This window comes from Streptomyces sp. LBL, from assembly GCF_029893585.1.
GTDB lineage: Bacteria > Actinomycetota > Actinomycetes > Streptomycetales > Streptomycetaceae > Streptomyces.
Map to the genome: position 1 here is coordinate 1 of NZ_JARXYX010000051.1, position 13,587 is coordinate 13,587.

Below are 13,587 nucleotides of genomic sequence, written 5' to 3' on the forward strand. Positions count from 1 at the left end.
TGCCACCGACACACCCTGACAGCCACACGCTGCCCGGTACAGCACCCGGACGGCGCGTCACGACAGGGCGAACGTTGCCTGATGCGGCACTAGCTAGCGTGATCAATCGCACCGAAGCCGCGGTGAGCGCTCTCACCAGGTGATTGTCAGTGCCGGACGCTACGGTGCCTGTCATGCCGGATGCCGAAGACGTACGACGGATCGCCCTGTCCCTGCCGGACACCACGGAGAAGATCGCCTGGAGCATGCCCACCTTCCGGGTCGCGGGCAAGATGTTCGCCACACTTCCCGAGAACGAGACTTCCCTCGCGGTGCGCTGTCCCAAGGAGGAGCGCGACGAACTGGTCCTGGCGGAGCCGCAGAAGTTCTGGATCGCCGATCACGAGGCGCAGTTCGCCTGGGTGCGGGCCCACCTCGCCGCGGTGGAGGACGAGAACGAACTGCGCGCCATCCTCGCCGACTCCTGGCGCCAGGCGGCGCCCTCCCCACTCCTGGAGGCATACCCCGAGTTGGGACTGCCGACCGGAGACTGAAGACTCCGCGGATCAACGGATGCGCCACCATGCGTCCCGTACGGCGTACGCCCTGATGGCCGGGCAGGCCGCGGGCATCGCCCCGGCTCGCCGTCGATGCGTTCAACCGCCGTCGCGGCCCCGAAGGGCCCCAGGAGCGGTCACTCGCCTACCCGCTCGTGCGGGGTGAGCCGGATATGGCGGATGACCTTGCGGTGGTGGGTGTAGGCGATGTGGAGGGCCCCGTCCGGTGTCTGCGTCACCGAGGGATAGGACAGTTCGCGGTTGAGGCCGTCGCGGGAGTTGTTGGTGAGGCAGTGGCCGTCGCCGGTCACGAGGTCGGCGCGCACCGGCCAGCTGCGGCCACCGTCGGACGACAGGGCCAGGCTGAGCGGGGCGCGAGGGGCACCCCAGAACGAGGCCGAGGGAGCATGCCGTACCGCCGTGGTCGCCGCCGAGCCGCCCGGGGCCTTGTGACCGGCGAGGCCGCCCGTGTCGTCGATCTCGTCGTAGAGGGAGACGCGGCGGGCGGTCGCGTCGGCGGCGCTGCTGTGGTTGTAGACGAGGGCCAGACGGCCGTCGGCCAACGGGACGTACTGGATCGAGGAGTTGTTGTTCGGCAGCCCGAGTGGCTCCGGCTCGCTCCAGGTGTCGCCGTCGTCCAGCGACACGGACCGGTGCACGGCGTCGGCGCGTCGGCTGCGGTAGAGGGCGAGCAGGGAGCCGTCCGGCAACCGGTGGACGTTCATGTGGACCAGGCCCGTGGACCCGGGCACGGGCTGCTCGCGCCAGGTGCCGCCCTCGTCGTCGCTGATCATGACGGCGCTGGTGTCGAGGTCGCCCGACCACTTCTCGTCGGGGGCGGTCCGGCAGCGGAAGACGGGCAGCAGCAGACGGCCGGTGGGTAGGACGACAGGGGGCTGACGGACGAAGACGCCGCCGTTCCCCGGCGTCGCGGCGAACAGCGTTCGGGTCGCCTCCCAGGTCGTGCCGTTGTCGTGGCTGACGCGCAGTCGTACCTCCGCGGTGTCCTGGTCGCCGCCCCTCTGGGCGGTGTGCAGCAGCCACAGGGCGCCCGAGGGCGTGGGGAAGAGCACGGGGTTCTGCTCGGAGCGTGTCGGGTCGTCCGAGAGGCGGACCGGGTCCGTCCATGTCGTGGTGCCGGGTGCGAGGCGCGAGAACCACACGCTGATGTCCGCCATGCCCTCCTGCGTGCCGCCGAACCAGACGCAGCCGAGCTCCCCGCCGGGCAGCACGGTGAGATTGGCGGCGTGGTTCTGCACGGCCGGTGCGGGCAGCATGGTGTCGGTGCGGTCGAAGGCGTCGAGGAGTGGGTTCGTCACAGTGCTTCTCCAGAGGTCCGGGCGGCGGCCAGGTGGTGGCGGGCGGTCTGCTCCAGGTGCACCAGGTCGGAGGCGACGGTCGCGAAGGTGAAGCCCTCGGCGAGGCGCTTGGCGGCGCTCGCCCCGTCCGGATTGTGGATGCCCGCGGCGATTCCGGCGGCCGCCGCGGCCTCGCGTACGGTGCCGAGCGCGGCCTCGAAGGCGTCGGCCAGGGCCGGGTCCGTGGAAGACGCGCCACCGAGGGCGATGCGCAGGTCGGAAGGGCCGACGTAGACGCCGTCGAGGCCCGGAGTCGCGCAGATCGCCTCGACGTCGGCGAGTCCTTCGGCCGTCTCGATCATGGCGAGGACGACCGTGGCGTCGTGCGCGTCGGCCGGGTCAGGACCGATCCTCAGCGCGGAGCGCATCGGACCGTAGGAGCGTCGGCCGAGCGGCGGATAACGGACCGCGGCCACCGCCTCGGCGGCCTGCGCGGCCGTGTCGACCAGCGGCACGATCACTCCCGTCGCGCCCGCGTCAAGGGCACGGCCGATCGGGGCGGGGTCGTTGGCCTCCACCCGGACCAGGCCGACGGCCGTGGAGCCCCGGCTGTCGATCGCGAGGAGGTTGTTGAGCATGCCGGAGTAGCCGAACAGTCCGTGCTGGGCGTCCAGGGCGACGTAGTCGTAGCCGAGGCGGGCGATGCGTTCGGTGGCCACGGGCGCGTCCATCAGGCACCAGTAGCCGAGCAGTTGCTCGCGGGCGCGCAGGGCGGCGGTGAACTCTGCGGGGGTCATGGGCGGTTGTTCCTTCACAGGGGGCACAGGGGGCACAGGGGGGAGAGGAGGCGGGGGCGGGGGCTTCGAGGTCCCGTACGGGCGGCTCAGCGGTTGTAGGCGGGCATGGGGCCGCGCAGGCCCGCGCCGACCTCGTCGCAGGCGGCGGTGACGTCGGCGGGCAGCGGTCCGGCCTGGGCGGCGACGAGGTTGGCGTGCAGGTGTCCGGTCTGTGAACCGCCGAGCAGCAGGGCGTCGGTGGAGGCCCGGTCGAGGAGCCAGCGCAGGGCCAGTTCGGCGAGCGGGATGCCCGCGCCCTCGGCGACCCGGCTCAGTTCGGCGACCGCGTCGAAAAGGCGCGGGTCCCAGTAGCGCTGCCGGTACATGTCCGCGAGCCGGGAATCGCCGAACCGTCCGCCCTCGGGGGCCTTCTCGTAGCGGTGCCGTCCGGTGAGGAGGCCTCCGCCGAGCGGGTTGTAGACCATGGTGCGCAGACCGGTGACGGCGGCGTACTCGACGTACTCCTCCTCGATCCGGCGGGCGAGCAGGTTGTGCAACTGCTGGGCGAGGACCGGGCGGGGGGCGCCCACCTCGTCGGCGACGCGCACGAGTTCGGCGATCTGCCAGGCGGCGTAGTTGGAGACGCCGAGCGCGAGGACCTTTCCCTCGGCGACGAACTCGGCGACAGTGGCGAGGGTTTCGGCGAGGGGTGTGGTCCGGTCCGGCTGGTGCAGATAGAAGAGGTCCACGCGGTCGGTGCCGAGGCGTTTGAGGCTGCCGTCCAGGGCGGCCCGCAGGCCGGGGGCGGACAGCGGGGCGTGCTCCCCCTGGTCGGGGTGCGGCATGCCGGCCTTGGTGGCGAGCACGATCCGCTCCCGGTGGGCGGGCAGCAGCCCGGCGAGGATGCGTTCGCTCTCGCCGCCGGCGTAGCCGTTGGCGGTGTCCACGCCGGTGATGCCTGCCTCCAGCGCTGTCGCGAGCATGTCCGCGGCGCCCGCCCGGTCGACGGTGTCGCCGAACGTCATGGTGCCGAGGACGAGCCGGGACAGGGGCACGGGCACGTTCGGCAGTTCGATGCCGGTGGTCACGGGGTCTCCTTCGAGGATGCCCCGGCTTTCGGGCCGGGGAGGAATCGAACCCCTGCGGAGCAGGGCAGCGGACGGGGTTTCGCCTCAAGGGCGAAAGGCCGGCTACACGATCGGGTAAGCTGCGTACTGTGCGTAGCGAGAACCAAGCACGTACGACGCGCCGAGCGAGAACCAAGCCGGCGCACATCAACGCTTTCGGGCACCCGGGCAGGTTCCGTCCCGGCTGGTGCTGAGGGAGTAAGACCTTTCTGGTCGCTGACCAGCGGGGCTTCCTGAGCCAGGAATCCCCCTGCTTCGGCTGGGGGAGGGCTCAATTGCCGGTTCCTTCCGGTGAAACGGTGAGGGGGGAGTGGGGCCCCGGTGCGACCGTGGCCGAGGCCGCAAGTGTGCGGGGTTTGAGTCCCCGTATCGCCGTGGGGTCGAGGGCCGCGCGGCGCAGCGCGCGGGTGTAGGGCTCGGCGGGGGCGGCGAGCACGTCGGCGGTGCGACCGCGCTCGACGACCCGTCCCGCCTTCAGGACGACGACATCGGTGCTGATCTCGCGCACCACGCCGAGGTGGTGGGCGATCACTATGTACGTGATGCCGGTCTCCTCCCGCAGCTCGCGCAGCAGATCGAGGACCTGGGCCTGCACGGACACGTCGAGGGCAGAGGTGGCCTCGTCGCACACCAGCAGGTCGGGCTTCGAGGCCAGGGCGCGGGCGATGCCGATGCGCTGCCGCTGCCCGCCGGAGAATTCGTCGGGCCGGCGTTCCAGTGCCGTGGTCGGCAGTCCTACGCGGTCCAGCAGTTCAGCGGCGCGCCGGCGCCGCTCCGTCTTGTCCTTCAGGCCGGCGACGCGCAGCGGTTCGGCCACGATCTCCAGGGCGGTCAGGTGCGGGGCGAGGGATCCGTAGGGATCCTGGAAGACCATCTGAATGCGGCACCGCAGCGGCCTCAGGCGCCGCTCGGGCAGCGCGGCGAGGTCGGTGCCGTCCAGCATGATCCGCCCGGCGGCGGGCTTGAGCAGCCGTACGATCGCGCAGGCGATGGTCGACTTGCCGCTGCCCGACTCGCCGACGACGGCGAGCGAGCCGCCCCGGGGCACGCTGAAGCTGACGTGGTCGACGGCACGCACGGTGCCGGTCGGTGTGGGGTAGTCGACGACGAGGTCCTCGACGGCGAGAAACGTCGACGCGTCGGCCGCGTCGGCCGGGTCCGGTGTCACTGCTGCATGGCTCATCGGATGGCTCCCTGTGCGCTGCGCTCGTCCAGCCCGCCCTCGTCCAGCCCGTCCTCGTCCCAGGGCCCGAGGTTCGGGACGGCCGCGAGCAGTTTCCCGGTGTACGGGTGTGCGGGCCGCTCGACGATCTGCTCGGCCGGCCCCGACTCGACGAACCGGCCCTCCTTCATGACGTGGATGCGGTCGGACACCAGCCGGGCGACGCCGAGGTCGTGGGTGATCATCAGCATGCCCACGCCGGTGCGTTCCTGTAGTTCCATCAGCAGGTCGAGGACGCTCGCCTGGACGGTGGCGTCCAGGGCGGAGGTGGGTTCGTCGGCGACCAGCAGCCGCGGCTCGGCGGCCAGTGCGACGGCGATGAGGATGCGCTGGAGCATGCCCCCGGAGAACTGGTGCGGGTATGCCTTCCAGCGGGTCTCGGGCCTGCTGATCCGCACCTGGTCCAGCAGGTGGGTGCCGCGCTCGCGGGCCTCGGCCCGGGACAGGCCGGGGTGGCGCAGCCGCAGGGCGTCGCCGAGCTGCCGCCCGATGGTGTGGACGGGGCTGAGCGCGGTCATCGGGTCCTGGGGAATCAGGGACACGGTGCGGCCGCGCACCCGCCGGGCCGCCTCGGGGTCGGCGACGACGTCCTCGCCGCCGATGCGGACGGTGCCGGACAGCACGGCGAGTCTTTCGGGCAGCAGCCGCAGCACGCCCATCGCGGTGGTGGACTTGCCGGAGCCGGACTCGCCGATCAGCGTGACGGTCTCACCGCGTCCGACGGTGAAGCTCACTCCGTCGACGGCGCGGACGACGCCGCGATGGGTGACCAGTTCGATCTGCAGGTCCTCGACCTCCAGCAGGGCTCCGGCGGGCGGCGAGGTGTTGTCGTGGGACATGGCTCAGGCTCCCTTCGCCGGCTTCGTCGTACGGATGCGGTCGCGCAGGCCGTCTCCCATGAGGTTGACGCCGACCACGAGGACGGCGATGACCAGGCCGGGGAGGGTGACCAGCCACCAGGAGGTGGTGATGTAGTCCTGGCCGTCGGAGATGATGCGGCCCCAGGTGGCGAACGGCCGCTGGGGTCCGGCGCCCAGGAAGCTCAGGGCGCTCTCCAGGAGCACGGCCTGGGCGAGCAGCAGCAGGACCACCAGACTCGCGGGGCGCAGGATGTTGGGGACGATGTGCCGTCCCAGGACGGACCAGCTGCGCATGCCGAGCAGTCGGGCGGCCGCCACGTAGGGTTTCTCGCGTTCGACGAGGACCAGGGAGCGGGTCAGCCGGGCCACTTCCGGCCACTGGGCGATGGCGATCACGCAGGTGATCACGGTGACCGACGGGCCGAAGAGGGCGACGACGAGCAGCAGCATCATCAGCAGGGGCAGCGCCAGCTGGGCTTCCAGGAGGCGGCTGACGATCGTGTCGATCCAGCCTCCGAAGTAGCCGGCCGCCGAGCCGGCCACGATTCCGATGAGACCGGAGACGAGGACGGCGAGGATGCCCACGGACAGCGACACCTGGCCGCCGTGCAGGATGCGGGAGAGCAGATCGCGTCCGAGCTGGTCGGTGCCGAACAGGTGCCCGTCGGTGAGCGGCGGCAGCCGGCGCCCCGTGAGGTTCTGGGCGTCCGGGTCCGGCAGCGGCAGCAGGCTCGCGAGGGCCACCGGCAGGGCGACCAGCGCGGTGCACAGGGCTCCTGCCCACAGCTTGAAGCGGGCGCTGCGCCGCTGCCTCGTGGCGGTGGCGCGGGCCAGATCCTTCGCGGTGACGGCGCTGGGCCGGGCGGTGGAGTCGGACGGAGTGAGCGTGGCGGACATGTCAGGCCGCCTTTCCGAGTCGTACCCGCGGATCGAGGAACGGGTAGGCGAGGTCGACGAGAAGCTGGACGAGGATGGCCAGGGTCGCCGTGACCAGGACGGTCGCCTGGATGAGCGGGTAGTCGCGGGTCTCCAGGGCGCGGACGACGAGGGAGCCGACACCGGGCCAGCCGAAGACGACCTCGACCACGACGACCCCGTTGAGCAGTGCCGCGAAGCGGGTGCCGATCGCGGTGACCAGCGGGACGGACGAGTTGGCGAGGGCGTATCGCCAGGTCAGGGCCCGTTCGGAGACACCATGTGAGCGGGCCACGGTGATGTACGGCGACGCGAGCGCCGTGGTCATCTCGCGGCGTACGAGCCGGGAGATGAGGGCCAGTTGGAGGGTCGCGATGGTGACGGTCGGCAGGACGAGGCCACTCCAGGAGGTGAAGCCGGAGGCGGGCAGCACCGGCATCAGCACGGCGAAGACGGTCAGCAGCATCACACCGGTCCAGAAGTCCGGCATGGACTGTCCGGTGATGGTCAGGATGTTGGCTCCGAGTTCGCGCGAGGTGTCGGCGCGGCGGGCCATCCACACCCCCAGGGGGACCGCGACGGCCACGGTGAGGGCGATCGCCGCGACGGAGAGCGTGATCGTGTACGGCATGCGGTCCAGGACCACGTTGAGGGCGGAGTCGTGGAAGGAGTAACTGGTGCCGAGATCGCCGCTGAACAGGTCGCGCAGGAAGACCCCGTACTGGGCGATCAGGGGTTTGTCGAGGCCGAACTGGGCGCGGATCCGCTCCAGGTCGGCGCTGGTGGCGGTCGGCCCCGCGTAGGCGGAGGCGGGGTCGCCGGGGGCGAGCCTGACCAGCACGAAGACCGTGGAGAGAGTCAGAAAGACGGTCAGCAGGCTCTGGCCGAGACGGCGGGCGAGGTACTTGGTCATGGCTCAGCCCTCCAGCCGCAGGGCGGTCAGGTCGTAGGAGTTGACGGGCAGCAGCCGGATGCCGTCGACGCGGGCGCGGCGGGCGAGGACGGTCTTCGGCACGAAGGCCCACATCGCCGGCCAGGTGTCCCAGACGGCGTGCTGGGCGGCGGCCAGCTTGCGGTCACGGGTGGCGGTGTCGGTCTCGGTGGCCGCGTCGGACAGTTGTCGGGCGATGCTCGGGACGACGTAGCCCATGAACGCGTCACCGGTGCGCTCGTCCTCGGCCGTGCCCGCGTACATCGCCTGCAGCATGGTGACGGCCTGGCCGGTGGGGCCGGGGAAGCCGTTGCCGATGACGTCCCAGTCACCGCCCTTGCCCTGGCGCCACTTGAGGATGTCACCGCCGGGCTCGAACTGTTGCAGGTCGGCGCGCACGCCGACCTCCTTCAGCATTTCCGCGACGGCCTCCATCACGGAGGCGTCCGCGGCGAACTCGCCCGACTCCCAGATGATCCTGATCCGCAGCCCGTCGGCGCCCAGGGACCTGAGCAGCTGCCGGGCCCGTGAGGGGTCGTGGGCGTAACGGCCGGTGCGTTCGGCGCCCTGGAGGCTGAGGGGGACGACTCCCCGGGCCTGCTCGGCCGAGCCGGTGAGCACGTCCCGGACGATGGACTCGCCGTCGATGGCGTACGTCAGCGCCCGGCGCACCCGGGCGTCGGCGAGCGGGTGCTTCCTCGGCTTGCGGAAGTTGTAGAAGAGCTGGCAGATCCGCACCCCGGAGGTCTGCTCCAGGTGCACGCCGGGCAGCCCGGTGAGCTGTTCGGCGGAGTCGGGGGTGATGGTGTCGATGACGTCCAGTTCGCCGCTGCGCAGGGAGACGACCCGGCTCGACTCCTCGGGCACGAAGCGGACGCGGACCCGTTCGACGGACGGCCGCCCGCCCCAGTACCCCGGGACCCGCGCCAGGGTGTACTCGCCCGCGCCGCTGTTGGCGCCGGCCACCCGGTAGGGGCCGGTGCCGACGCCGGAGCGGAGTTCCTCGGGCCGGTTGTCCTTCGCCGGGGTGATGAGGATGTTGGCCATCAGCCGGTCGAGGACGGGCACCGGTTTGCGGGTGTGGAGCCGGAAGGTGCGTTCGCCGGTCGTCTCGACCTCGGGGAGTTCGGGGAACAGGCCGAGGATGAACGAGCCGGCGACGTCCGCGTACATCCGCACCGCGGTGGCCACGTCGTCGACGGTCACGGGCCGGCCGTCGGAGTAGCGGATCCCGTCGCGCAGGCGGGCGCTCCAGGTGGTCGGTGCGGTCATCTCGAACCGGTCGGCGAGGACCAGTCCGAGTCGCATGTCCGGACCGATGGCCGTGAGGGCCTGGCGCACGGCCCGCTGCACGGTCACCGCGGCGTCGAACTGGTTGAGCTTGTTGTCCAGGCTGACCAGTGAGCGGTTCAGCCCGAGGGTGAGGGTGCCGGGGCCGGGGGCGCCGGTGGGGCCGGCGCAGGCGGCCAGCGGGGAGAGAGCGAGACCGGCGCCGCCCGCGGCGCCCCAGCGCAGCAGGGTGCGACGGCTGGGCGTCTCACTCGGGGGAGTTCGGGTCATCGTCGACCTCTCGGATTTTCTGTGCGGCGACCGGCTCGGGACGGCGTCCGGTCCCGCAGGACGCCGTCGGTTTCTGTCGCGCCGGAAACCGTTCCACGGTTGCGCGAATCACGCAAGGGGTCTCGCGCGCATCGCGCAGGCTGTGTCATCATCGAGCGGCGAGGCCGCGCTGCGTGCCTCCTTCGACCGCAGGTCGACTGCGGGCCGACCACAGGTCCGCTACGGGTCGACCACAGGTCCACTACGGGTCCAGGAGGATGACATGTCTTTCCCCGCCCCAGCCCCCTCCCCTTTCCACGGCGAGCGGGCGCAGCGACGTGTCCTCGCCCTCGCCGACGACCTGTCCGGGGCGGCGGAGACCGCGGTGGCGCTCGGGGTGCCGGGCCGGATCGTGCTCGGTCCGGCCTCCCTGGACCCGCAGCCGGACGGCGAGGCCGTCGTGGTCGACCTCGACTGCCGGTGCCTGCCCGCGGCCGACGCTGCCCGGCGCGTACGCGTGGCCCTGCGAGCCGTGCCCCCGGACGTTCTGGTGCTGAAGAAGGCCGACTCGCTCCTGCGGGGTAACCTCGCCGCCGAGACGGCCGCCTTCGCCGAGGGCGCCGAGGGTGTCGTCGTCGCCACCGCCCTGCCCGCCCTCGGCCGCACGGTCCGGGGCGGTGTCGTCCATCTCGACGGCGTCCCCCTGCACCTTACGGACGTCTGGCGGGCGGAGAGCGCCGCACCCCCGCCGTCGATCTCCGCCGCGCTCGGGGACGGCCGTACGACGCTCGTCCCGCTGGAGGCGGTACGGGGCGACGCGTTGCCCGCCGCACTGCGCGCGGCGATCGCCGCCGGACACCTTCCGGTGTGCGACGCAGAGACGGACACCGACCTGGACCAGATCGCCCAGGCGGCGCTCGCCTGCGGGCCCGGCGTGCGTCTGCTGGGCACGAGCGGCCTCGCCGCGTCGGTCGGCCGCCTGCTGAGGCGAACCGAGGGAGTATCGGCACCGACCACGGCGGGACAAGGGGCTCCGGCAGGGCGGCGCGGGCAACGGCCCCTCCTGGTCGTCGTCGGCACCGCCGATCCCTCCGCGCCTGCGCAGATCGCGCAACTCACGGAGCTGGGTGCACGCCATGTACGCATGCACCCCGATGCCCTGCACCTCGATGCCCTGAACTCCGATGCCCTGAACTCCGACGCCCTGTCACCTCCGGGCGTACCGGGCCCGTCTGACGACGTGTCGAACGGTGTCACCGTCCTCAGCATCGACAGTGGCCCGGGCATCCGGCCCGGTTCGGCCCGCTGCCTGGTGGCCGGACTCGCCCGCCTCGCCGCCGACCGCGCGGACGACGCCGACCTCGTCCTGACGGGCGGTGAGACCGCCCGCCGCGTCCTCGACGCGCTCGGTGTTCCGCACCTGGTGCCCCTCGGCCAGATCCACCACGGCGCCGTCCACACACGCACACCCGACGGACGCCATGTCGTCACCCGGCCCGGCAGCTTCGGCGACACCGACTCCCTGCTGCGGATCGCCACGGCGCTCCGGCCGGACCTTCCCCACCTCCCACCGCAAGGAGACCTCCCGGTGAACGTGACCCCGACCGCCGACAACCACCGTTCGCTGCCGCTCATCGCGGTGACCATGGGGGACGGCGCGGGCATCGGCCCCGAGGTGATCGTCCCGGCGCTGCTGCACCCGGACACCCTCGCCCGCTGCCGTCCCGTCGTCATCGGTGATGCCGAACGGCTGCGGCAGGCCGCCGCGATCCAAGGCGTCGACTGCGACATCGTCTCGGTGACCACCCCGGCCGAGGCCGAGTTCCCGCCGGGCCGGGTCAACGTCGTGGACCTGGATCTGCTCCCCGCCGACCTGCCGTGGGGCGAACTGTCCGCCCTGGCCGGCGAGGCCGCCTACCAGTACGTACGGGTGGCCGCGGACCTCGCGATGAAGGGCGCCGTGCAGGGTATCTGCACCGCGCCTCTCAACAAGGCGGCCCTGCACTCGGCCGGGCATGTCTACCCGGGCCACACCGAGTTGCTGGCCCACCTCACCGGAGTGGACGAGGTGTCCATGATGCTGTCCACGCCCAAGGTGAAGGTCATTCATGTCACCACCCACATCGGCCTGATCGACGCCGTACGGCGCATCGAGCCGGGCCTGGTCGAGCGCACGGTGCGCCGCGGTCACGAGGCGATGGTCCGGGCCGGTGTCGCCAAGCCGGTCATCGGCGTCTGCGGCATCAATCCGCACGCGGGCGAGAACGGACTGTTCGGCTACGGCGAGGAGGAGGAGAAGATCGTCCCCGCCCTCGACGTGCTGCGCGCGGACGGCATCGACGCCCGCGGCCCCCTCCCGGCCGACACTGCTTTCTTCCTCGCCGGGCGGGGCGACTACGACCTGATCGTCGCGATGTACCACGACCAGGGGCACGGCCCGGTGAAGGTGCTGGGCATCGAGGCGGGCGTCAACCTGACCGTGGGACTGCCCGTCATCCGCACCTCGGTGGACCACGGAACGGCCTTCGACATCGCGGGCAAGGGCGTGGCCGAGGCCGGTAGCATGGTCGAGGCCGTGCGCCAGGCAGCCGAGATGTCGTCCGTACCGGTTCGCTGAGACCGCCGCTTCGCAGTCCGCGCAGAAAAGGACTCCACGACAGATGCCTCCCCTCGGATCCAAGGCCCGGCGTGAACGGATCCTGCACGTGGCCACCACAACCGGCCTCACCAGCGTCGAGGAGTTGTCGCAACGCTTCGGCGTCACGGCCTCCACGATCCGCCGGGACCTCGCCAGGCTGACCGCCGACGGTCGTCTGGCCCGGACCTACGGCGGCGCCATGGCGCTGACCGCCCACCCCGAGGCGTCGCTCAGGCAGCGTACGGGCGAGGCATTCGACGCGAAGCGCGCCATCGCACGCCGGGCTGCCGCCGAGGTGCGTGCCGGTGAAACCGTGCTGCTGGACGCCGGCTCGACCGTGGGTGCCCTCGCCCACGAACTGCGCTCGGCGAAGGAACTGACGGTCGCGACGACGGGGCTGACAGCCCTGCAGGAACTCTCCGACGTCGAGACGGTGCACGTCGAGTGTCTCGGCGGCACCCTGCGGCCCCTGAGTCAGGGCTTCGTCGGTCCGTTGACCGAGGCCGCACTGGAGCGGATGACCTTCGACCGGGTCTTCCTCGGCACCGACGGTATCTCGCCCGAGCACGGCATCTGCGAGGCCGACCTGCGCCAGACACGGCTGAAGGAACTGATGGCCCGCCGCGCCGACCATGTGTACGTCCTCGCGCACGCGGCGAAGCTCGGCCGCCGCCCCTTCCACGCCTGGGCGAAGCTCCCGGCCGACTGGACCCTCGTCACCGACGACGGGGCCGACCCGTCGATCGTGGACGAGCTGCGCGGGCGCGGCATCGAGGTGGTGCTGACCGAGGTGACACATTCCACCGAGCTGGAGCACACGTCGCCCTCATGACCTTCACGATGACCTCCACGATGACCTTCACGACGAACCCCAGGATGACCTTCACGGAGAGTGGCGAGCGCGCCGGGACGCGGGTCGGGCGGGTGTGTCCTGCCCGGGTGTGCCATGTCTGAGACGCGGCGGGCCCTGGTCACCGGCGTCAGTTCGGGGATCGGCGCGGCGATCAGTGGTCGCCTGCTGCGGGAGGGATGGCAGGTCACCGGGATCAGCCGCCGCCGTCCGGTGCCCGCGCCAGGACTGACCTGGCTGCCGGCCGATCTCGCCGAGCCCACCGCGCTGGTCCGGATCCTCGACGGTGTACCCGTTCCCGACGCGGTCGTGCACGCCGCCGGGCTCCAGCGCTCGGCACCGTTGGGTGAACTGTCCGCCGACGACGGCGAGCTGATGTGGCGGGTGCACGTCCAGGCCGCCACGATCCTCGTCGACACGCTCGCGGACCGGCTGCCCGACGGGGCCCGGGTGGTCCTCGTCGGCAGCCGGACCGCGACCGGCGTGCCGGGCAAGAGCCAGTACGCCGCGACCAAGGCCGCGCTGCCCGCGCTCGCGCGCTCCTGGGCCGCCGAGCTGGCCGGCCGCGGCATCACCGTCAACGTGATCGCCCCCGGCCCGACGGACACGCCGATGCTGTCCGACCCCGGCCGCGCCCGCACACCTCCGGCGCATCCGCCCCTCGGCCGGTTCGTCTCCGCCGACGAGGTCGCCGGCCTGGCCGCGTTCCTCCTCGGGCCGGACGGCGGCGCGATCACCGGCCAGCAGCTCGTGCAGTGCGCCGGGGCCTCACTGTGACGGCCCCTGAACATCCGTCTGGATCGCCGACCACGAGACACGGTCAGCCTGGATCCGGGCCCACCTCGCCACGAGCTGGAGGACGAGGGCGAACTCCGCACCGTCCTCGCCGAACCCG

Annotated in this window: 12 protein-coding genes; 4 read left to right on the forward strand and 8 right to left on the reverse strand. The window is 72.0% G+C overall.

The features are described from left to right. Positions 1-173 precede the first annotated feature (173 nt). Entirely contained in the window at positions 174-533 is a 360-nt protein-coding gene (locus M2271_RS39475; RefSeq protein ID WP_280892291.1) for an MmcQ/YjbR family DNA-binding protein, read from the forward strand. A gap of 140 nt (positions 534-673) precedes the next feature. On the opposite strand, the gene M2271_RS39480 is transcribed toward M2271_RS39475, so the two are convergent. The 8 genes from M2271_RS39480 to M2271_RS39515 form a co-directional block, all read right to left on the reverse strand. Continuing rightward, positions 674-1,855: an exo-alpha-sialidase gene (locus M2271_RS39480; RefSeq protein WP_280892292.1), complete on the reverse strand. Its 1,182-nt coding sequence runs from the start codon at positions 1,853-1,855 to the stop codon at positions 674-676. Beyond that, positions 1,852-2,631: an aldolase/citrate lyase family protein gene (locus M2271_RS39485; RefSeq protein WP_280892293.1), complete on the reverse strand. Its 780-nt coding sequence runs from the start codon at positions 2,629-2,631 to the stop codon at positions 1,852-1,854. The genes M2271_RS39480 and M2271_RS39485 overlap by 4 nt, the downstream gene beginning before the upstream one ends. 86 nt (positions 2,632-2,717) lie before the next feature. Continuing rightward, positions 2,718-3,698: an aldo/keto reductase gene (locus tag M2271_RS39490; protein ID WP_280892294.1), complete on the reverse strand. Its 981-nt coding sequence runs from the start codon at positions 3,696-3,698 to the stop codon at positions 2,718-2,720. Positions 3,699-4,008: 310 nt separating this feature from the next. After that, positions 4,009-4,920 carry an ABC transporter ATP-binding protein gene (locus M2271_RS39495; protein ID WP_280892295.1) on the reverse strand — a complete coding sequence of 304 codons (912 nt, stop codon included), beginning with the start codon at positions 4,918-4,920 and terminating at the stop codon, positions 4,009-4,011. Continuing rightward, on the reverse strand, positions 4,917-5,798 hold the full coding sequence (locus tag M2271_RS39500) for an ABC transporter ATP-binding protein (RefSeq protein WP_280892296.1): 882 nt from the start codon (positions 5,796-5,798) through the stop codon (positions 4,917-4,919). The genes M2271_RS39495 and M2271_RS39500 overlap by 4 nt, the downstream gene beginning before the upstream one ends. Before the next feature lie 3 nt (positions 5,799-5,801). Beyond that, entirely contained in the window at positions 5,802-6,716 is a 915-nt protein-coding gene (locus M2271_RS39505) for an ABC transporter permease (RefSeq protein WP_280892297.1), read from the reverse strand. Between the two features lies 1 nt (position 6,717). Further along, on the reverse strand, positions 6,718-7,647 hold the full coding sequence (locus M2271_RS39510; protein ID WP_280892298.1) for an ABC transporter permease: 930 nt from the start codon (positions 7,645-7,647) through the stop codon (positions 6,718-6,720). 3 nt (positions 7,648-7,650) lie between these two features. Next, positions 7,651-9,225, reverse strand: coding sequence for an ABC transporter substrate-binding protein (locus M2271_RS39515; RefSeq protein ID WP_280892299.1), 1,575 nt, complete (start codon positions 9,223-9,225; stop codon positions 7,651-7,653). A gap of 262 nt (positions 9,226-9,487) precedes the next feature. Between M2271_RS39515 and pdxA the strand changes: the two genes are divergently transcribed. From pdxA to M2271_RS39530, 3 genes are all read left to right on the forward strand, one after another. After that, entirely contained in the window at positions 9,488-11,821 is a 2,334-nt protein-coding gene (pdxA, locus tag M2271_RS39520) for a 4-hydroxythreonine-4-phosphate dehydrogenase PdxA (RefSeq protein ID WP_280892300.1), read from the forward strand. Between the two features lie 43 nt (positions 11,822-11,864). Next, positions 11,865-12,674, forward strand: a complete 810-nt coding sequence (locus tag M2271_RS39525) for a DeoR/GlpR family DNA-binding transcription regulator (RefSeq protein ID WP_280892301.1) — start codon at positions 11,865-11,867, stop codon at positions 12,672-12,674. Between the two features lie 114 nt (positions 12,675-12,788). After that, entirely contained in the window at positions 12,789-13,469 is a 681-nt protein-coding gene (locus M2271_RS39530) for an SDR family oxidoreductase (RefSeq protein ID WP_280892302.1), read from the forward strand. The last annotated feature ends 118 nt before the right edge of the window (positions 13,470-13,587 follow it).

Coding starts and splice junctions, on each gene's coding strand:
- M2271_RS39475 (WP_280892291.1), top strand. CDS start 174: ATGCCGGATGCCGAAGACGTACGACGGATCGCCCTGTCCCTGCCGGAC.
- M2271_RS39485 (WP_280892293.1), bottom strand. CDS start 2,631: ATGACCCCCGCAGAGTTCACCGCCGCCCTGCGCGCCCGCGAGCAACTG.
- M2271_RS39495 (WP_280892295.1), bottom strand. CDS start 4,920: ATGAGCCATGCAGCAGTGACACCGGACCCGGCCGACGCGGCCGACGCG.
- M2271_RS39500 (WP_280892296.1), bottom strand. CDS start 5,798: ATGTCCCACGACAACACCTCGCCGCCCGCCGGAGCCCTGCTGGAGGTC.
- M2271_RS39505 (WP_280892297.1), bottom strand. CDS start 6,716: ATGTCCGCCACGCTCACTCCGTCCGACTCCACCGCCCGGCCCAGCGCC.
- M2271_RS39510 (WP_280892298.1), bottom strand. CDS start 7,647: ATGACCAAGTACCTCGCCCGCCGTCTCGGCCAGAGCCTGCTGACCGTC.
- M2271_RS39515 (WP_280892299.1), bottom strand. CDS start 9,225: ATGACCCGAACTCCCCCGAGTGAGACGCCCAGCCGTCGCACCCTGCTG.
- pdxA (WP_280892300.1), top strand. CDS start 9,488: ATGTCTTTCCCCGCCCCAGCCCCCTCCCCTTTCCACGGCGAGCGGGCG.
- M2271_RS39525 (WP_280892301.1), top strand. CDS start 11,865: ATGCCTCCCCTCGGATCCAAGGCCCGGCGTGAACGGATCCTGCACGTG.
- M2271_RS39530 (WP_280892302.1), top strand. CDS start 12,789: ATGTCTGAGACGCGGCGGGCCCTGGTCACCGGCGTCAGTTCGGGGATC.